Annotated in this window: 14 protein-coding genes; 8 read left to right on the top strand and 6 right to left on the bottom strand. The window is 63.2% G+C overall.

Annotation, left to right across the window (positions count from 1 at the left end; all coding sequences use genetic code 11):
- Positions 1–184: 184 nt before the first annotated feature.
- From P3T22_RS20505 to P3T22_RS20490, 4 genes are all read left to right on the top strand, one after another.
- Positions 185–1,336: an ATP phosphoribosyltransferase regulatory subunit gene (locus P3T22_RS20505; protein WP_063496597.1), complete on the top strand. Its 1,152-nt coding sequence runs from the start codon at positions 185–187 to the stop codon at positions 1,334–1,336.
- A 202-nt stretch (positions 1,337–1,538) separates the two neighbouring features.
- A complete protein-coding gene (locus P3T22_RS20500) occupies positions 1,539–2,885 on the top strand; it encodes an adenylosuccinate synthase (RefSeq protein ID WP_063496596.1) in 1,347 nt (448 codons plus the stop codon).
- Positions 2,886–2,888: 3 nt separating this feature from the next.
- The gene (locus P3T22_RS20495; RefSeq protein ID WP_063496595.1) at positions 2,889–3,473 is read left to right on the top strand and encodes a phosphoribosyltransferase; all 585 of its coding nucleotides are present in this window, start codon (positions 2,889–2,891) and stop codon (positions 3,471–3,473) included.
- A gap of 353 nt (positions 3,474–3,826) precedes the next feature.
- Positions 3,827–5,713: a potassium transporter Kup gene (locus P3T22_RS20490; RefSeq protein WP_063496594.1), complete on the top strand. Its 1,887-nt coding sequence runs from the start codon at positions 3,827–3,829 to the stop codon at positions 5,711–5,713.
- Positions 5,714–5,910: 197 nt separating this feature from the next.
- On the opposite strand, the gene P3T22_RS20485 is transcribed toward P3T22_RS20490, so the two are convergent.
- Together P3T22_RS20485 and P3T22_RS20480 are read right to left on the bottom strand one after the other, a co-directional pair.
- A complete protein-coding gene (locus P3T22_RS20485) occupies positions 5,911–8,253 on the bottom strand; it encodes a Tex family protein (protein ID WP_063496593.1) in 2,343 nt (780 codons plus the stop codon).
- A gap of 144 nt (positions 8,254–8,397) precedes the next feature.
- A complete protein-coding gene (locus tag P3T22_RS20480) occupies positions 8,398–8,658 on the bottom strand; it encodes a hypothetical protein (RefSeq protein ID WP_429326006.1) in 261 nt (86 codons plus the stop codon).
- Between P3T22_RS20480 and P3T22_RS20475 the strand changes: the two genes are divergently transcribed.
- The 3 genes from P3T22_RS20475 (at position 8,561) to P3T22_RS20465 (ending at position 12,279) form a co-directional block, all read left to right on the top strand.
- A complete protein-coding gene (locus P3T22_RS20475; protein WP_063497995.1) occupies positions 8,561–9,568 on the top strand; it encodes a hypothetical protein in 1,008 nt (335 codons plus the stop codon). The two genes, P3T22_RS20480 and P3T22_RS20475, sit on opposite strands and share 98 nt — an antisense overlap.
- A 128-nt stretch (positions 9,569–9,696) precedes the next feature.
- Entirely contained in the window at positions 9,697–9,915 is a 219-nt protein-coding gene (locus P3T22_RS20470; RefSeq protein WP_063496592.1) for a DUF465 domain-containing protein, read from the top strand.
- 63 nt (positions 9,916–9,978) lie between these two features.
- Complete coding sequence (locus P3T22_RS20465; RefSeq protein WP_429325949.1) at positions 9,979–12,279, top strand: ATP-dependent DNA helicase; 2,301 nt, start codon at positions 9,979–9,981, stop codon at positions 12,277–12,279.
- Between the two features lie 147 nt (positions 12,280–12,426).
- On the opposite strand, the gene P3T22_RS20460 is transcribed toward P3T22_RS20465, so the two are convergent.
- Together P3T22_RS20460 and P3T22_RS20455 are read right to left on the bottom strand one after the other, a co-directional pair.
- Entirely contained in the window at positions 12,427–12,696 is a 270-nt protein-coding gene (locus P3T22_RS20460) for a hypothetical protein (RefSeq protein ID WP_429325948.1), read from the bottom strand.
- 231 nt (positions 12,697–12,927) lie between these two features.
- Positions 12,928–14,178 carry a cupin domain-containing protein gene (locus P3T22_RS20455; RefSeq protein WP_063496590.1) on the bottom strand — a complete coding sequence of 417 codons (1,251 nt, stop codon included), beginning with the start codon at positions 14,176–14,178 and terminating at the stop codon, positions 12,928–12,930.
- Positions 14,179–14,210: 32 nt separating this feature from the next.
- Here P3T22_RS20455 and P3T22_RS20450 point away from each other — a divergent pair, with 32 nt between their 5' ends.
- Positions 14,211–14,753: an FKBP-type peptidyl-prolyl cis-trans isomerase gene (locus tag P3T22_RS20450; RefSeq protein ID WP_063496589.1), complete on the top strand. Its 543-nt coding sequence runs from the start codon at positions 14,211–14,213 to the stop codon at positions 14,751–14,753.
- Here the strand turns inward: P3T22_RS20450 and P3T22_RS20445 are convergent.
- On the bottom strand, positions 14,733–16,088 hold the full coding sequence (locus P3T22_RS20445) for a hypothetical protein (RefSeq protein WP_429325947.1): 1,356 nt from the start codon (positions 16,086–16,088) through the stop codon (positions 14,733–14,735). The genes P3T22_RS20450 and P3T22_RS20445 overlap by 21 nt on opposite strands.
- The gene (mutS, locus tag P3T22_RS20440; RefSeq protein WP_063496587.1) at positions 16,075–18,771 is read right to left on the bottom strand and encodes a DNA mismatch repair protein MutS; all 2,697 of its coding nucleotides are present in this window, start codon (positions 18,769–18,771) and stop codon (positions 16,075–16,077) included. The genes P3T22_RS20445 and mutS overlap by 14 nt, the downstream gene beginning before the upstream one ends.
- Between the last annotated feature and the right edge of the window lie 30 nt (positions 18,772–18,801).

Below are 18,801 nucleotides of genomic sequence, written 5' to 3'. Positions count from 1 at the left end.
GATATGCGTGGCAACAGCGGCGTGCACCAGCGCGAGCGTTCTGGCGCGGGCCAAGGCCGGCTGAGGGGCTGCGAAGGGCAGTTCCGACGCCTGCGAAAACCGCCAGAATAGAGCCGTCGCCCGCCATTCACACACACTTACCGGCGCCCCCAGTCGCCGTGTTCAACGTCGTAGGACTGTATCGATGTCGACCTGGTTACTTCCCGAGAATATCGCCGACGTGCTGCCGTCGGAAGCCCGCAAGATCGAAGAGTTGCGGCGCCATTTGCTGGACCGTTTCCGCTCGTACGGCTACGAGATGGTGATGCCGCCGCTGCTCGAGTACATCGAGTCGCTGCTCACCGGCGGCGGGCACGATCTGAATCTGCGCACGTTCAAACTCGTCGATCAGATGTCCGGGCGCACGCTCGGTCTGCGCGCCGACATTACGCCGCAGGTCGCGCGTATCGACGCGCATCTGCTGAATCGTCAGGGCGTGACGCGTCTTTGCTATGCCGGCAATGTGGCGCATACGCGTCCGCGCGGGCTGCACGCCACGCGTGAGCAGATCCAGATCGGCGCGGAAATCTACGGTCACGCCGGTCTCGAAGCGGATCTGGAAATCCAGCAGTTGATGCTCGACGCGCTGCGTCTGGCCGGCCTCGCGAAAGTGCGCCTCGATTTGTGTCATGCAGGCGTGCTCGCTGCGCTGATCGAAGGGGAGCCTGCTGCTGCCGAATTGGGTCAATCGCTCTATGACGCGTTGGCTGGCAAGGACGTGCCACGCCTCGTCGAGTTGACCGCCAATCTCACGCCGGTCACGCGCGACGCATTGCGCTCGCTTCCCGCGCTCTACGGCGACGCTTCGGTGCTCGACGAAGCCCGTGCACGCTTGCCGAACGCACCGGCCATCGCGCGCGCGCTCGACGACCTTGCATTCCTTGCGAGCCAGGTGAACGGTGCCGAGGTGATGATCGACCTGGCCGATTTGCGCGGCTACGCGTACCACAGCGGGGTGATGTTCTCGGCCTATGTCGACGGCGTGCCGAATGCGGTTGCGCGCGGCGGCCGTTACGACCACGTCGGCCAGGCCTACGGCCGCGCGCGCGCGGCCACCGGCTTCTCGCTCGATTTGCGCGAGGTCGCTCGCATTTCTCCCGTCGAGGCCCGCAGCAGCGCGATTCTTGCTCCCTGGCAGCACGACGAAGCGTTGCGCACCAGCGTTGCCGCGCTGCGTAACGCAGGTGAAGTCGTGATCCAGGCGCTTCCTGGTCACGAGCACGATCTGGACGAATTCGCCTGCGACCGCGTGTTGGTCGAGCGCAACGGCGCGTGGGTGGTCGAGCCCCGTCCCTGAGCCCGCATAGATAGACCGCTCGCGGGGTGACCCAAGGGCATTTCAGAAGGCGTCCAAAGCGTCGCCGGACCCGGCGCGGCTACTCGCCGCGCTATTTTCGATATACCCACCATAACGTGCATACCGTTGAGCGGAAACGGAAAAATTCGGAAGGTTCCGCGAACATAGGTAGAATACGTTTTTAACCAGCTTACGAAACAACATGTCTGCCAGCGCAGTGAATGTGAACCCCGGGCGCAACGTCGTCGTCGTGGGGACCCAGTGGGGTGATGAAGGCAAGGGCAAGATCGTCGACTGGCTGACGGACCACGCTCAAGGCGTCGTTCGCTTCCAGGGCGGTCACAATGCCGGTCACACGCTTATCATCGGCGGCAAGAAAACCATCTTGCGTCTGATTCCGTCGGGCATCATGCATCCCGGCGTCGCGTGCTATATCGGCAATGGCGTCGTGTTGTCGCCGGAAGCGCTGTTCAAGGAAATTGGCGAGCTCGAGGCCGCCGGGGTCGATGTTCAGAATCGCCTCTTCATTTCCGAAGCCACCACCCTGATCCTGCCGTACCACATTGCTATCGACCAGGGCCGCGAAGCGCGCCGTGGCGCGAGCAAGATCGGCACCACCGGCCGCGGCATCGGCCCGGCCTACGAAGACAAGGTGGCGCGCCGCGGCTTGCGCGTGCAAGACCTGTTCGAGCCGGAAAGCTTCGCCGAACGTCTGCGTGAAAACCTCGATTATCACAACTTCGTGTTGACGCAATACCTGGGCGTCGCCGCGGTCGACTTCCAGCAAACGCTCGACACGATGCTGAGCTATGCCGATCGTCTGAAGCCGATGGTGACCGACGTGTCGCGCCGTCTCTACGACGAAAACGCAGCCGGCAACAACCTGCTGTTCGAAGGCGCGCAAGGCACGCTGCTCGACGTCGACCACGGCACCTATCCGTACGTCACGTCGAGCAACTGCGTGGCCGGTGCGGCTACTGCGGGCGCAGGCGTCGGTCCGCAAAAGCTGAACTACATCCTCGGCATCACCAAGGCGTATTGCACGCGTGTCGGTTCGGGCCCGTTCCCGAGCGAACTGTACGACGCGGATAACGCCGCGCGTCAGGAACCCATCGGCCTGGAACTTGCCAAGGTCGGCAAGGAATTCGGCTCGGTCACCGGCCGTCCGCGCCGCACGGGCTGGCTCGACGCCGCCGCGCTGCGCCGCTCGATCCAGATCAACGGCGTGTCGGGCCTGTGCATGACCAAGCTCGACGTGCTCGACGGCCTCGACGAAGTGAAGCTCTGCATCGGCTACACGGTCGACGGCAAGCATGTCGACCTGCTGCCGCGTGGCGCTTCGGAAGTCGCGCGCTGCGTGCCGGTGTACGAAACCTTCGCGGGCTGGAAGGAAAGCACCGTCGGCATCACCGAATGGGACAAGCTGCCGGCCACCGCGCGTGCTTATCTGACGCGCGTGCAGGAAGTCGCGGGCATTCCGATCGACATGGTGTCGACCGGTCCGGATCGCGACGAAACGATCCTGCTTCGTCATCCGTTCAAGGTTTAAGCCATGGTGCAAGGTGTACCCATGATTGCGATGAAAGATCCGCGTAACGATGACAAGAACCTGTGGGTCGGCTGGGACGAGTATCACCGGCTGATCGAACTACTCGCGTTGGCCGTGCACGAGTCGGGCTGGAAGTTCGACAAGATCCTGTGTCTCGCGCGCGGCGGTTTGCGCGTCGGCGATCAGCTCTCGCGTATTTACGATCTGCCGCTGGCGATTCTCGCCACCAGTTCGTACCGCGAAGCGGCCGGCACGGAGCAGGGCGATCTCGACATCGCGCAATACATCACGATGACGCGCGGCGAGCTGCACGGCAATGTGCTGCTGGTCGACGATCTGGTCGATTCCGGTGTGACGCTGGCACGCGTGCAGCAACATCTGAAAGAACGCTATCCGGCGATCACGGCGGTGCGCTCGGCGGTGCTCTGGTACAAGGGCTGCTCGAAAGTGAAGCCTGACTACCACGTGCAGTATCTGCCTACCAATCCGTGGATTCACCAGCCGTTCGAGGAATGGGATACGGTTCGCCCGCATAACCTCGGTGCGTGGATCAAGCGCGGTATGCAGCAGGAGTCGTCGGGCACGTGATGCGTGCTACGACGCCGTACTTATCGCGGCGTAGCCAGTGCAGTGCCTGCAGAACGGAGTCCGGTTGGGCTCCGTTTTTTTATGTGCGCCGTATATGCATTGTGTGTGAGTGCGGGGTGCTAAGCGCCTGCTTGGTGTGTATGTCGTAGCGCGGGCTAAGAACGGTGCGGCGCTCCGCGGAATGCGCTCGCCAGCGCCGGCGAAACGCCTGACGCAGCAGACGCGCCCAAATCGCGGTGCTACACTTCGCGGACCATCCACGTGGTGTATCCACAACAAGCCGGGCGGCGCTAGGCGGGCAGTTTAGAATAGCGGTCGTTTTTTCCGCTCAGGGAACGGATTTCCTCGCGTCTATGACAGATAACAATCACGTGCACAAACAGCCTCTGCCTTCCCTCGCAATTGCCGCGATCGGAGTGGTATTCGGCGATATCGGCACGAGCCCGTTGTACTCGTTGAAAGAGGCCTTCAGCCCGTCGCATGGCATTCCGCTGACCGATCAATCGATTCTGGGCGTGATCTCGCTGCTGTTCTGGGCGATCGTGATCGTGGTCGGCATCAAGTATGTGTTGTTCGTGATGCGCGCCGACAACAACGGCGAAGGGGGTGTCCTCGCGCTGATGGCGCTGGCGATGCGCTCTATCGACCAGAAGTCGAAAATGGCCGGCTTGCTGATGATGCTCGGCATTTTCGGCGCCTGCATGTTCTATGGCGACGCGGTGATTACGCCCGCCATCTCGGTGATCTCGGCAGTCGAAGGTCTGGAGATCGCGGCGCCCAATCTGTCCCATCTCGTGTTGCCGCTTACCATGGTGATCCTCGTGCTGCTGTTCTGGATTCAGCGGCACGGCACGGCCACCGTCGGCCGCCTGTTCGGCCCGATCATGGTGCTGTGGTTCCTGGTGCTCGCCGCCCTGGGTCTGTGGCACATCATTCAGTCGCCGAACGTGATCCGCGCGCTGAATCCGTACTACGCCTACACCTTTATGGCCGCGCACGTGTTGCAGGCTTATGTGGTGCTCGGCTCGGTCGTGCTGGTGCTGACCGGCGCGGAAGCGCTCTACGCCGACATGGGCCACTTTGGCGCCAAGCCGATCCGGATGGCCTGGTACGTCCTCGTGATGCCTTCGCTGGTGCTGAACTACTTCGGCCAGGGCGCGCTGCTGATGCATGACGCGAAGGCGATCGAAAACCCGTTCTTCCTGCTCGCGCCGGATTGGGCGCTGCTGCCGCTCGTGGTGCTATCGACGGTGGCGACCGTGATCGCGTCGCAGGCGGTGATTTCCGGTGCCTATTCGCTGACGAGCCAGGCGATCCAGCTCGGCTACGTGCCGCGCATGAAGATTCTGCATACGTCGGAACTGGCGATCGGCCAGATCTATGTGCCGGTGGTGAACTGGATGCTGTTGTTCATCATTCTGTGCATCGTGCTCGCATTCAAGAGTTCGGATAACCTCGCCGCCGCGTACGGTATTGCGGTGACGGCCACTATGGTCATCACCACGATCCTCGCCTGCGTCGTCATGGTGAAGGTATGGAACTGGAACAAGTTCCTCGTGGCGATGATCATCGGCGTGTTCATGGCGGTCGACCTGGGCTTTTTCGGCGCCAATCTGCTCAAGGTTGCGGAAGGTGGCTGGCTGCCGCTTGGCATTGGCGCGCTCCTGTTCTTTTTGCTGATGACCTGGTTCAAGGGCAGGATGATCGTCAAGGAGCGTACGGCGGCTGACGGTATTCCGCTTATGCCGTTCCTGCAAGGCCTGCTCGCGCATCCGCCGCACCGCGTCTCGGGTACCGCGATCTATCTGACGGGCAGCGATTCACTCGTGCCGGTGAGCTTGCTGCACAACCTGAAGCACAACAAGGTGCTGCACGAGCGCACCATTTTCCTGACCTTCGTGACGCTCGATATCCCGTACGTGAATGACGCGGAACGCGTGACGGTCAAGGATCTCAACGGCGGCTTGTACCTCGTCAAGGCGGCATACGGTTTCAACGAAACGCCTGACGTGAAGGCGGTGTTGCTCGAGGTCGGCCGCACGCACGACATGACGTTCGAGTTGATGGACACGTCGTTCTTCCTCGCGCGCGAAACGGTGGTGCCGACGCAGTTGCCGGGCATGTCGGTGTGGCGCGAACGTGTGTTCGCATGGATGCATCAGAACGCCGCCAAGCCGACCGATTTCTTCAGCATTCCGGCCAATCGGGTGGTGGAATTGGGAACGAAGATCGAGATTTGAACGCGGACCCAGGATCGTAAGCGCCTTGCATGCCGAGGTGTGGCGAGCGACCAGCGACAAAAAAGCCCACGCAATCTTGCGTGGGCTTTTTTTTGCCGCTGGCTTGTCCTGACCCGGGCGTCAACCTATGTCAGGACGGGTCGCGCACAGTCTCGTGAACGTCAGCATGCGACTCAGTCACGCGCTGAAGAACCCGCTTACTTCTGTTTGAGCTTGGCGAATGCAGCAGCCATTGCGCCACCTGCTTCCGGCTCACGCGAGCGCTGTTGCTGCGCGCCGCGTCCACCGCCGCCGGAGCGGCCGCGATCCTGCTGGGCGCCGCCACCGCTGCGCGGCGCGGCTGCCGCGCCGAACTCGTCGTCCAGACGCATGGTCAGCGCGATGCGCTGGCGCTTCACATCGACTTCCAGCACCTTCACCTTGACGATCTGGCCGGCCTTGACTACTTCGTGCGGGTCTTTGATGAACTTCGTCGACATGGCCGACACGTGCACGAGACCGTCCTGATGCACGCCGATGTCGATGAACGCACCAAAGGCCGCCACGTTGGTCACGACGCCTTCGAGCACCATGCCCGGCGTCAGGTCGCTGACCTTCTCGACGCCTTCGCGGAAGGTCGCTGTCTTGAACTCGGGGCGCGGGTCGCGGCCCGGCTTTTCGAGTTCCAGCAGAATGTCGCGTACGGTCGGCAGGCCGAAGCGTTCGTCGACGAATTCCGCCGGCGACAGGCCGCGCAGGGCGTCGCGATTGCCGAGCACCTCGCCGACATGCTTGCTGATCTTCGCGAGCATGCGCTCCACGACCGGATAGGCCTCCGGGTGAACCGACGAGCGGTCGAGCGGATTCTCGCCATTGTTGATGCGCAGGAACCCGGCGGCCTGTTCGAAGGTCTTGTCGCCCAGACGCGGCACCTTGCGCAGATGTTCGCGCGACGGGAACGGGCCGTTTGCATCGCGATAATCGACGATGTTGCGAGCCAGCGTTGCGTTCAGACCCGACACGCGCGCGAGCAATGCGACCGAGGCCGTATTGGCATCCACGCCGACCGCGTTCACACAGTCCTCGACCACCGCGTCGAGCGAGCGGGCCAGTTCGCGCTGATTCACGTCGTGCTGGTATTGGCCGACGCCGATCGCCTTCGGGTCGATCTTCACCAGTTCTGCGAGCGGGTCCTGCAGACGGCGCGCAATCGACACGGCGCCGCGCAGCGACACGTCCATGTCAGGGAATTCCTTCGCCGCGAGTTCGGAGGCCGAGTACACCGACGCGCCGGCTTCCGAGACGACGATCTTCTGCAGCTTGAACTCCGGATGACGCGCGATCAATTCGCTTGCAAGCTTGTCTGTCTCGCGCGACGCGGTGCCGTTGCCGATACTGATCAACTCGGCCTGCGTCTGTGCGCAGATGCGCGCCAGTTTCGCGATCGAGCCGTCCCAGTCGCGGCGCGGCTCGTGCGGATAAATCACGTCGGTGGCGAGCACCTTGCCGGTCCGATCGACCACCGCCACTTTCACCCCGGTGCGCATGCCCGGATCGAGGCCGATCACGGCCTTCGGACCCGCCGGCGCGGCCAGCAGCAGGTCCTTCAGGTTGCGCGCGAACACGCGAATCGCTTCGTGTTCGGCTTCGTCGCGCAGGTTGGTCAGCAGTTCGTTTTCGATGTGCGGCTGCACCTTCACGCGCCAGCACCAGCGGCACACGTCGGAGAGCCACTTGTCGGCCGGGCGGTTCTGGTTGGCGATGCCGAAGTGGCGGGCAATCAGCGCTTCGCCCGGATGCGGCACCTGCGCGTCGAGCTCTTCGCCAAGCCCCAGCTTGACCATCAGCACGCCCGCGTTGCGGCCGCGGAACAGGGCCAGCGCGCGATGCGACGGCACGGTCTTGATGGTTTCGGCGTAGTCGTAGTAGTCGCGGAATTTCTCTTCTTCCGCGTTTTCCTTGCCTTCGACCACTTTCGACGACACCACGCCCTGGTTGAACAGGTAATCGCGCAGCTTGCCGAGCAGGTCCGCGGTTTCGCCGAACTGCTCGGAGAGGATGTCGCGCGCGCCGTCGAGCGCGGCCTTGATGTCGGCGACGCCTTTCTCGGCGTCCACGTAGGCGGCGGCTTCGGCTTGCGGGTCGAGCAGGGGATTCGCCAGCAGCGCGTCGGCGAGCGGCTGCAGGCCGGCTTCGCGGGCGATCTGCGCGCGCGTGCGGCGCTTGGGCTTGTACGGGAGATACAGGTCTTCCAGCACCTGCTTGCTGTCGGCCCCTTCGATCGCGGTGCGCAGCTCGTCAGTGAGCTTGCCCTGTTCGTCGATGCTGGCGATGATCGCGGCGCGCCGGTCTTCCAGCTCGCGCAGATACAGCAGGCGCTCCTCGAGATTACGCAGTTGCGTGTCGTCGAGATTGTCGGTCACTTCCTTCCGGTAGCGGGCGATGAACGGAACAGTCGCTCCTTCGTCGAGAAGTTGCACCGCGGCCGCGACCTGGCGCGGCTGGACGGACAGTTCGGCGGCGATGCGCTGTACGATCTTGAGTGCTACGGTTTCCGTCATAAGGTCTTGGTGTTCCTGCTACTCAATCAAAGGTCGCGCACTAAGGGGGCACGCCGGGCACGCCGGGCACGCCGGTGCACGCTGGGCGTGCGCGCTGCGACCAGGTTGCTGGAGCGGGGCATTTTGCCATAAATGCCAAAGGGCTCAACCGCAGGATGATAGAATTTCGGGCATGTTCCGTTGACCATTTACGACGTTGCCAACCTCTTTGTCCCTCAACCGCCTGGGCTCCCGCTTGGTCTCTCGCTCGTCACACTTGCCGCCTTTTTCGTCGCCGCGTTTGGTGCGCTCGCCGCTTACGTCGCTCATGTCGGCCTCGCGGTCCGTGTTCAGGTCGGCGTTTCCGTTCAAGCGGGCGCTTTTTGCTTCGTGCGCCGCGTGCGTCATGGCTGCGGCGCTAGCCATGTCCGCGCCAGCGGCGGCGCAATCCGCAGCGCCGCTCGAGGCCGCCAGCAGTCTCGTGCCGGCAGCCGCTTCGGGCGCACGGGCAGCGAGCGCGGCGGGCGCAACGAGCACCACGAACGGCACGGGCGCGGGGAATGCCGGGAATGCGGGTACTGCCGGTGGCGCTGAGAATGCCGACAACCCGGCCTCGCCCGACAGCGCATTCGACGCGCGGCAGAAAGTCCTGGATCAGCGCACCGAGGAAAATGACTACCGTTACGCGGTTGCCGAACACGATTGCTACAGCAAGTTCTTCGTCAACCACTGTCTGAGCAAGGCGCGCGACAGCATGCGTTCGGTGCAGGCCGACATTCGCAAGGAACAGCTCGCGCTCGACGGCGAACAGCGTGTCCAGCGCGCCCGCCAGCGTGACGAGCAGGCAGCGCTCAAGCGCGCACAAGACGAAGCGAGCGCGCCGCAACGCGCCGCCGCCGACGCGCGTAACGCGCAAGCCTACGAAGACAAGCAGCGCCAACACCAGCTCGACCAGGCGCAGCGCACAGCCGAGGCGCCCCAGCGCAGCGCCAACGCAGAAGCCTATCAGCAGAAGCAGCAACAGCACGCGCTGGATCAGGCGCAGCGCGGCATCAGTCCGTCGCAGGCCGCAGCCAACAGCCAGGCGTACGATCAGAAACAGGGCGACTTCCAGCGCAAGCTCGAGCAAGCGCGTCAACAGGGTGCGCAAAAGGCGCAGGAGCGGGTGGAGAAGCAGCAGAGCTTTGAAAAGAAGCAGGCTGATGCGGCGCAACACAAAGCCGACGTTGAGGCCCGTCAGAAGCAGGCGGCCGAGAAGGCCGAGCAGAAACGTCAGGACCAGTTGAAAGAGCAGCAGCAACTTGAAGAACAGCAAAAGCAGCAACAGCAACAATAGGTGTGCTGTAGCGGGTTCTGGTAGGGTTGTGCAGGGCAGTAGTCGCCGTAACGCGTTTTAAGCCGGACAGCAACCTCAGGCACTGGGCTGCGCCACGCAGCCTGTGCCGCTTACGAGAGGAGGCGAGCATGCGCGATCAACATCACGTCATCACCGCGGACACACTTCGCGACCGGATTCTGCAACTGGAATCGGAGCATAGTGGGCTCGATCGCTTGATCGACCGAATGTCGGATGAGCTCGGCATCGACGACTTCGAGTTGCAGCGCCTGAAAAAGCGCAAACTCAAAGTCAAGGACACCATCATCTTGCTGCAATTGCAGCTCGAACCGGACGCACGCGCCTGAGTTCGCGGCCTGGCAGGTGCCGGGTCGCGCCGCGCGCGCCGGACTTTGCAGGAAACGCTTGCCTTGAATTCACCGCTTGAAACTTCACCACACGCCACGACGGGCGATGATGCTCCGGCGGCCGGCGCTCCGGCGGCCGGCACTCCGGTGGCCGGCACTCCGGTGGCCGGCACTCCGGCGCCGCGTCCTGCCGCGTCTGCGCTCGCCGCATCATTGAATCCACGCCGCGTCGCCGAACTGGACGACATCTTCGCCGACAACGGGCTGCTCGCCCGTCAGATCGATGGCTATCGCTCGCGCGCCTCGCAGATCGAGATGTCGCGCGCCGTCGCGGCGGCCATGGAAGCGTCGGGCCGCGCCATGCCGGAGCCGGCGATGTTCGAGGCGCAAAAGCGTCCGGCGCGGCGTTTGCAAACGGCGGGCACGGATGCTGTAGCGCAAGCCGCCGAAACCGACGAGTCGAACGGTCTCGACGGCAGCGAAAACACGCTGATCGTTGAAGCGGGCACAGGTACCGGCAAGACCTACGCGTATCTGGTGCCGGCCATGCTGTGGGGCGGCAAGGTGATCGTCTCCACCGGCACCAAGCATTTGCAGGATCAGCTCTTTCAGCGCGACATCCCGACGGTGCGCGATGCGCTCGCCGTGCCGGTCTCGGTGGCGATGCTCAAGGGCCGCGCGAACTACCTGTGTCATTACTATCTGCAGCGTACTGCGGATAACGGCCGTCTGCCGTCGCGCCAGGAAACCTCGTATCTGCAGGACATCATTCGCTTCGCCAAGATCACGCGCACCGGCGACAAGGCCGAACTCGCGAGCGTGCCGGAAACGGCGGCGGTGTGGCCGATGGTCACGTCCACACGTGAAAACTGTCTCGGCCAGGAGTGCGCGCACTACAAGGATTGCTTCGTCATGCAGGCGCGCCGCGAGGCGCAGCAGGCCGACATCGTGGTGGTCAATCACCATCTGTTTTTCGCCGACATCATGTTGCGCGATACGGGCATGGCTGAATTGCTGCCTACGGCGAACACCATCATCTTCGACGAAGCGCATCAACTGCCGGAAACCGCGACGCTGTTTTTCGGCGAGACGCTTTCCACCACGCAATTTCTCGAACTCGCGCGCGATTCCGTGGCGGAGGGGCTAGGTCATGCGCGCGAGTCGGTTGACTGGGTGAAGCTCGGCTCGACGCTCGAACGCGCGGCGCGTGACGTGCGGCTCGCCTTCAAGGAAGACTCGGTGCGCTTGTCGATCGGCCAGTTGCCCGACGATCATCCGTTATTCCCCGCGCTCGAAACGCTTGAAGCCGAGCTCGACGCATTGACCGCTGCGTTGGCCGGTCAGGCCGAGCGCGCCGAATCGATCGGCGCGTGTTTGCGGCGCGCACGCGAGTTGCAAGGCGTGCTTGCGGGCTGGACGACACCGCCCACCGAGACCGAACGCGCAGCCGCTGACGCTGCCCCGGCAGACGCCAAGACCGAACGCGCCGATCCGAATGAAAAGGTGCGCTGGATCGAAGTCTTTGCGCATACGGTGCAGTTGCACGAAACGCCGCTGTCGGTCGCGCCGATCTTCGCGAAGCAGCGCGCCGGCGTGCCGCGCGCGTGGATCTTCACGTCGGCGACATTGTCGGTGCGGGGCGACTTCACGCACTATGCGGCGCAGATGGGCCTGAACGCAAAACGTTCGATGACGCTGCCGAGTCCCTTCGACTATCCGACGCAAGGGCTTCTGTACGTGCCGCGCAATTTGCCGCAGCCTTCGTCGCCGATGTTTACCGACGCCGTGTTCGACGCTGCATTGCCGGCGATCGAAGCATCGGGCGGTGGCGTATTCATGTTATGCACGACGTTGCGTGCTGTGGACCGCATCTCGACCAAGCTACGCGACACCATCGAGGCGCGCGGCTGGGACTATCCGCTGCTCGTGCAGGGTGATGCGAGCCGTACCGAGTTGCTCGATCGCTTCCGTGCGTACGGCAATGCGATTCTGGTGGGCAGTCAGAGTTTCTGGGAAGGCGTGGACGTGCGTGGCGATGCGCTCTCGCTGGTCGTGATCGACAAGCTGCCGTTTGCGCCGCCCGATGACCCGGTTTTGTCGGCGCGTCTGGATGCGCTGACGAAGAAAGGCTTGAGCCCGTTTGCGGTCCACCAGTTGCCGCAGGCCGTGATTACGCTCAAACAGGGCGCAGGCCGTCTGATCCGCGCTGAGACCGATCGCGGCGTGCTGATGATCTGCGACACGCGTCTCGTCGACAAGCCGTATGGGCGCCGCATATGGCAGAGCCTGCCGCCGTTCAAGCGCACACGTGAGATCGAAGTCGTGCGCGAGTTCTTTGAAGAGAACGCAGCGCCGGCTCAATAGGCGATTAAGTGATGCCGTTCTGAAAAAACGGCGTTTAAATGACAAAAAGCCACGGATGTGAATCCGTGGCTTTTTGCTTTACCGCCCGGGAAATCGAGGTGATTTCCCGATGCGGTTTTCGCCCAGAGGCGAACCCTATGCGACAGCTTACTGGCTTGCGCCCGAAGCCGGAGCAGCAGCCGAAGCAGCAGCGCCTGCGTCCGAAGCAGCGGCCGTAGCCGAAGCAGCAGCATCGCTCGCAGCAGCAGCAGCAGCAGCACCCGACGCAGCAGCAGCAGCGTCCGAAGCAGCAGCAGCCGGTGCCGAAGCGGCAGCAGCGTCGCTAGCAGCCGGTGCAGCGGCCTGATCGTTGCTCTTGTTGCATGCAGCCAGTGCAACAGCTGCCAACAGGGATGCTACGAGGAGGGATTTCTTCATGATCACGTCCTTTTATGGTTAAAGGTAAGCAACAGCGCAAAATAATACCGGTAATGTGCTCCAACACCGACCTGGGCCGCTGGTGGAGACGCTCTTTTGACGAGCTAGAATCTTCCCTACGGCTTGGGCGGAAATTATATGCACTTTCGTACTGACAATCCATAAATCCGGGGTCAATACGTTGTCTTTCTCATACAAAATTTCACAGTACGGTATAACAGGCGGGCAGAGTTACGCAAGCTCGCCCACTTGTATCCAGCCCGCACAATACCACTCGTGAAGCAGTGCTGTCACCGACGAATCGTGTGAGAGTGTTACAAAGCGTTTCGCACTCATACACCGGTGGTCGGCGAGGTCAAACAGCCACTTTTTTGCGCCGTCAAACGGCATTTTTTCTCCATTTACGAAGAAAAAACGGCGGTTGTACAACAAATTAGTCTTGCGGTCCAGTCGAATACCGGACTTCGTTGCCTGACTGATAAAACGGGCTTCATTAAGCGGTCGTTGCGGGGGATCAAAGACGACGCTCGGCTTCGGTTCGCTGAGGTAAGTGCCGAGGAACGACGCTATGTCCTGTTCACTCCACTTGACTCCCGCAAGGATTGCGCCAACGCGTTCGATCAAGGCGGCGGGCAGTTCGGCCGGGCGGTCCACGGCGGGTTGTTGCGGGTCGCGATAGAGCGCATCAGGCCGCGCCGCCGACTCGCCGCGCTCGGCCAGATGGTAGAGGAACTGCGCGGTCAATTCTCCCGCTGACGGGGCGCGAAAACCGATCGAGCAGGTCATGCATTCGCCTTCGGCGACACCGTCATGCGCGATATGCGGCGGCAGATACAGCATGTCGCCCGGTTCGAGCAGCCATTCCTGTTCCGGCTCGAAATGCTGTAAAACTTTCAACGGCAAATCCGGCTGGAGCGTCAGATCCTTCTGCGCACTGATCCGCCACCGGCGCTTGCCTTTTACTTGCAAAAGAAACACATCGTAGGAATCGAAGTGAGGGCCGACGCCGCCGCCATCGCTCGCATACGAAATCATCAGATCGTCCAGACGCGCGTCCGGCACGAAGCGGAAGCGGTCGAGCAAGGCACGCGCGCGATCGTCGTACAGGTCCACACCTTGCACGAGCAAGGTCCAGGCGCGCTGCTTCACCGACGGCAGTTCGTCAGGCGCGAACGGGCCGTGCTCGAGTTGCCATTTGTTGCGAAAGTGCGTGATCAGCCGCGCTTCGACTTCGTCCTGATCGGCCAGCTCGAAAAACGCTTCGCGCGACAGCGGCGCCTCCACGTTCGGGATCGCCTGGCGGATCAGCAGCGGCTTCTTCTGCCAGTACCGGCGCATGAATTGCGACGGTGTCAGATTGCCGAGCAGCGGCGTGGGCGTGTCGGGCGAGGGCGGGAGGCCAGGGAGCGCCGGCTTCGAAGCCGACGAAGATTTCCGTGCCGAAGCTGCATCGGCCGGGTGGTCAGTGGGCCGCTTGGGCATCGTATAATGTGAGTTGTATTCTGGAGAATCGAATGAAAATCGTAAAGAACACCGTCGTGTCGGTCGCTTACAAGCTATCGGATGCGCAGGGCAATCTGATTGAAGAAAGCGACGAGCCGATGGTCTATCTGCACGGCGGCTATGATGGCACGTTCCCCAAGATCGAGGAAGAGCTCGACGGCCACGAGGCCGGCTTCGAGACCCAGATTCAGCTCGAGCCGCAAGACGCGTTCGGTGAGTACGACCCCGATCTCGTGAAGATCGAGCCGCGCGATCGCTTCCCGGAACCGCTTGAAGTCGGCATGCAATTCGAAGGCACGCCGGAAGAGGGCGATGAGGATCTCGATTCGCTCGTCTACGTGGTGACCGACGTGGCAGAAGATAAAGTCGTGCTCGACGGCAACCATCCGCTCGCCGGCATGGCGCTGCGCTTCGCGCTGACCGTCAAGGACGTGCGTCCGGCTACTGAGGACGAAATCCAGCACGAACACGCGCATGGCGCAGACGGCCTCGAAGTACTCGATGACGATGACGACGAAGCCGAAGACGACAAGTCAGGGCCCACGCTGCACTGAGCTTGCGGGCGTCCCGGGAGCGCCTGAAGGCGCACCCGGTGCACGCGGCAAAACCGCCGCATCGGGCGGGGCGGACATGGCGGGCCCATAATCGCCGCTGCCGTCGTCCGCCGGTCTGCGCTGCGGCTGGTCGGGTTGAACCGGTTGTGGCTGCCCGGGCGTCGGCAACAACGGCGGCAATTCGGAAGCGGGGCCTAACGCAGGCACAGCCGGCATCGAAGCTGACGGTTCTTCACGCGGCGGCGCAGGCGGCGCCGCAGGCATCGGCATTTGCCTCGGCACCTCGCGCACACTCACGCGGAACGGCGGTTTCCTGCCGAAATCCGCTTCAATCTGAATCCACTGGTTAAGACGATCACGCGGCGCAAACGCGACACGCGTGAGATTCGTTACCAGCATCCCCTTGTCGTTGCGTAGCGGCTGATCGATCACGAAGCCGGCGCTCGCACGTTCATCGTCACAATGAATCACCAGCACGGGTCCGCGGAAAGTCTGTGCGAGTTTGACGAGGCTGCGTTTGAATTCCAGAAAACCGTCGCGGCGCGTGTTGCGCGCAAAGCGCAGCCACGCAAAACGGTCGGGCCGTTCGTAACGTTCCGGATCAGGGTCACCCTGAATGAAGACGACAATCGCGCGCGCTTCGCGGCGTTTGGCGTATTCGGCGGCGTGCTCGAGCCAGAATGCGTTGGCGATCACGCGGTCTTCGAACTCGCCGTTGCGGCCGCCCGCAGTCAGGTAGTGATTGTTCGGACCCGGCGCGTTCAGGCCGACAAACACGGTATCGCCGACTTGCCAGCGCACGTTCTCCCGGAACGGACGAAAGCGTGACACTTCGCTCTCGCGCGTCAATGCAATCGGGTTTTGACCCATCGACGTGGAGTCCGTGAACAGGGTCTGGCGCAATTGATCGAGCCGCTCGACCGGGTCGAAGCCGCCGGCCTCAGCCGTGCCGCAGTTGGCCCAGTCGTGCTGGCCCGGAATGAAGAAGAGGGCGGGCCGCGACGTTTCGAGCAACGCGTGGCGCCGTTCGTATAACGCATCGCGGCAGGCTTCTTTCGCGCCCTTCAGATTGCCGTCATAGACGATGAACGATACGTCGCGGTCGCGGCCGATCGCCTCGATCAGGCGTTGCGTGGGCGCTTCGTCGGCGGGGTTTTGCATCGTGCTGGCGACGACCGCGAAGGCATAGCGCGGCGCTTCGGCGTGCGCCAGCGGGGCAAACGCGACGAGCCCCACCAGCGACGCGAAGCCGCTCGTGAGCGTGAAGGCGAGGGTCAGCGCCGAGCAAAGTTTGCGCGGACGCTGCTGAGGCCTGTGTGCGTCAATGATCTGCATCCGGCGCGGCGGCCAGCTCGTGCAGTTCGTACAGCAGATCGAGCGCTTCGCGCGGGCGCAGATCGTTCGGGTCGATTGCGCGCAAACGCTCGACGAGTAACTGCATGGCCGGCGATGCCGCCGCCGATGCCGGCGTGTCATGGCGTTGATCGCGTTCGTCGTCGGCGTCTTCGACCAGCATGGGCATGGGTGCGGCGAACAGATCGAGTTGCGGTGCGGGTTGCGCCGCCGATTGCTGTTCGAGATGCGCGAGATGCTTGCGGGCCGCGCGGATCACTGCGTTCGGCACACCGGCCAGTTGCGCGACCTGCAACCCGTAACTCTGATTCGCCGGACCTTCACTGACCGCGTGCAGGAACACAATGCCGTGCCCATGCTCGACTGCCGACAGGTGCACATTGGCCGCCTGTGGAAACTCGGCGGGCAATTGCGTCAATTCGAAGTAGTGCGTGGCGAACAGCGTATGACAGCCGTTGTGCGAGAGCAGGTGCCGCGCGATGGCCCACGCTAGCGCCAAGCCGTCGAACGTCGACGTGCCGCGCCCAATCTCGTCCATCAGCACGAGACTTTGCGGGGTCGCGTCGTTCAGGATCGCCGCCGCTTCTGTCATCTCCACCATGAAGGTCGAACGGCCGCCGGCCAGATCGTCCGCCGCGCCGATCCGCGTGAAGATGCGATCGATCGGACCGAATGCCGCGCGTCGTGCCGGCACATAGCTGCCGACGTACGCGAGCAACGCGATCAGCGCAGTCTGCCGCATGAAGGTCGACTTACCGCCCATGTTCGGGCCGGTGATCAGCAGCAGTTTGCGCTCCGGTGTGAGCGTGCAGTCGTTGGCGATGAACTGCTCGACCTGCGCCTCCACAACCGGATGCCGGCCCTGTTCGATTTCGATGCCGGTATCCGGCGAAAACGTCGGCGCGACCCAATCGAGGGCGCGGGCGCGCTCGGCGAAGGCAGTCAGCAGATCGAGTTCGGCGAGTGCTGCGGCGACCCGCTGGCAATCCGGGATGAAAGGCAGCAGCGCTTGCAGCAACGCGTCGTACAGCGAGCGTTCGCGGGCCAGTGCGCGCTCCTGCGCGGACAGCGCCTTGTCTTCGAACGTTTTCAGTTCCGGCGTGATGTAACGCTCGGCGTTTTTCAGCGTCTGCCGGCGGCGGTAGTCGTCCGGCACCTTGTCGGTCTGACCGCGCGTGACTTCGATATAGAAGCCGTGCACCTTGTTGTACTCGACCCGCAGATTGCCGATGCCGGTGCGCGCCCGTTCGCGCGTTTCGAGGTCGATCAGGAACTGTCCGCAGTTCTCCGAAATATCTCGCAACTCATCGAGTTCCGCATCGTAGCCGCGGGCGATCACGCCGCCGTCGCGCACCATGGCGGAGGGTTCTTGCGCGACCGCGCGCTTGAGCAGTTCGACACACGCTTGCGGCGGTTCCAGCGACGCGTCGATACGCGCCAGCGAATCCGCATTGGACGAAACGGCCGCGAGTTGTGTGCGCAACTCGGGCAAGGCGATGAATGTATCGCGCAGGCTCGACAGATCGCGAGGCCGCGCCGACAGCAGCGCGAGACGCCCGGTAATCCGCTCGATGTCGGAGATCTGCCGCAACGCGCCGCGCAGCGTTTCGACGCCTGCGCCCGGCGGCGCGTCGAGCAATGCGCCGATGGCCTGCTGACGTGCTTGCGCCACAGCGGCTTCGCGTGGGGGATGGTGCAGCCAGTGACGCAGCAGACGGCTGCCCATCGTCGTGCAGCAGGTGTCGAGCAGCGAGCACAGTGTGGGCGATTCGGTGCCGCGCAGCGTTTCCGTGAGTTCAAGATTGCGGCGCGTGGCAGGGTCGAGCCCGATATATTCGGACTCGTACTCGACCTTCAGGCTGCGCACGTGACGCAATTGCTGGCCTTGCGTGGCCGCCGCATACAGCAGCAGCGCGCCCGCCGCGCCGCATGCCGCCGTCAGCGAATGCGCTCCGAAGCCATCGAGGCCGGCCACCTCCAGTTGATCGCACAGACGCTGTGTGCCCGAGGTGATATCGAAGTGCCAGACCGGCACGCGGGTGAGGGCGCCGGCGTTGACGGGCGGCGTCCAGCTCGCAGAGTCCGCGAGGGTGTCGGCCACCAGAATTTCTGCGGGACGAATCCGTTCGAGCGCGGCGGCTACCTGGTCGGGCGCGACTTCGGCGAGGCGCAATGCGCCGCTCGCCAGATTCAGCCACGCGAGCCCGATGCTCGTTGCGACGCCGCGGCGGTTATGCGCGACGCACAGCGCCATCAGATAGACGTCGCTCTTGTCGGACAGAAGTGCCGCGTCTGTCAGTGTGCCCGGCGTGACCACGCGCACGACTTTGCGCTCCACGGGCCCCTTCGACGTAGCCGGATCGCCGATCTGCTCGCAAATCGCGACGGATTCGCCGAGCTTCACCAGCTTGGCCAGATACTGTTCGACCGCGTGATGCGGCACGCCCGCCATCTTGATCGGGTTGCCCGCCGACGCGCCGCGCTGCGTAAGTGTTAAATCGAGCAAACGCGCAGCCTTTTCCGCATCTTCGAAAAAGAGCTCGTAGAAGTCGCCCATCCGGTAAAACACCAGCGTGCCGGGATGATCCGCCTTGATGCGCAGGTACTGCTGCATCATCGGCGTGTGTTGTGCGACGTCATTGGCCGCTGCGGTTTGAATGCCCATCCTTGGTGTCTTCTTGCGTAAGCTGTTCAG

It is taken from the genome of Paraburkholderia sp. GAS348, assembly GCF_050434205.1.
Classification (GTDB): Bacteria; Pseudomonadota; Gammaproteobacteria; order Burkholderiales; family Burkholderiaceae; genus Paraburkholderia.
This window is presented reverse-complemented; position numbering and strand designations above follow the sequence as displayed.

Excerpts from the sequence above, each read along its gene's own strand:
- P3T22_RS20505 (WP_063496597.1), top strand. The coding sequence starts at position 185 with ATGTCGACCTGGTTACTTCCCGAGAATATCGCCGACGTGCTGCCGTCG.
- P3T22_RS20500 (WP_063496596.1), top strand. The coding sequence starts at position 1,539 with ATGTCTGCCAGCGCAGTGAATGTGAACCCCGGGCGCAACGTCGTCGTC.
- P3T22_RS20495 (WP_063496595.1), top strand. The coding sequence starts at position 2,889 with ATGGTGCAAGGTGTACCCATGATTGCGATGAAAGATCCGCGTAACGAT.
- P3T22_RS20490 (WP_063496594.1), top strand. The coding sequence starts at position 3,827 with ATGACAGATAACAATCACGTGCACAAACAGCCTCTGCCTTCCCTCGCA.
- P3T22_RS20485 (WP_063496593.1), bottom strand. The coding sequence starts at position 8,253 with ATGACGGAAACCGTAGCACTCAAGATCGTACAGCGCATCGCCGCCGAA.
- P3T22_RS20475 (WP_063497995.1), top strand. The coding sequence starts at position 8,561 with ATGTCGGCCTCGCGGTCCGTGTTCAGGTCGGCGTTTCCGTTCAAGCGG.
- P3T22_RS20480 (WP_429326006.1), bottom strand. The coding sequence starts at position 8,658 with ATGGCTAGCGCCGCAGCCATGACGCACGCGGCGCACGAAGCAAAAAGC.
- P3T22_RS20470 (WP_063496592.1), top strand. The coding sequence starts at position 9,697 with ATGCGCGATCAACATCACGTCATCACCGCGGACACACTTCGCGACCGG.
- P3T22_RS20460 (WP_429325948.1), bottom strand. The coding sequence starts at position 12,696 with ATGAAGAAATCCCTCCTCGTAGCATCCCTGTTGGCAGCTGTTGCACTG.
- P3T22_RS20455 (WP_063496590.1), bottom strand. The coding sequence starts at position 14,178 with ATGCCCAAGCGGCCCACTGACCACCCGGCCGATGCAGCTTCGGCACGG.
- P3T22_RS20450 (WP_063496589.1), top strand. The coding sequence starts at position 14,211 with ATGAAAATCGTAAAGAACACCGTCGTGTCGGTCGCTTACAAGCTATCG.
- P3T22_RS20445 (WP_429325947.1), bottom strand. The coding sequence starts at position 16,088 with ATGCAGATCATTGACGCACACAGGCCTCAGCAGCGTCCGCGCAAACTT.
- mutS (WP_063496587.1), bottom strand. The coding sequence starts at position 18,771 with ATGGGCATTCAAACCGCAGCGGCCAATGACGTCGCACAACACACGCCG.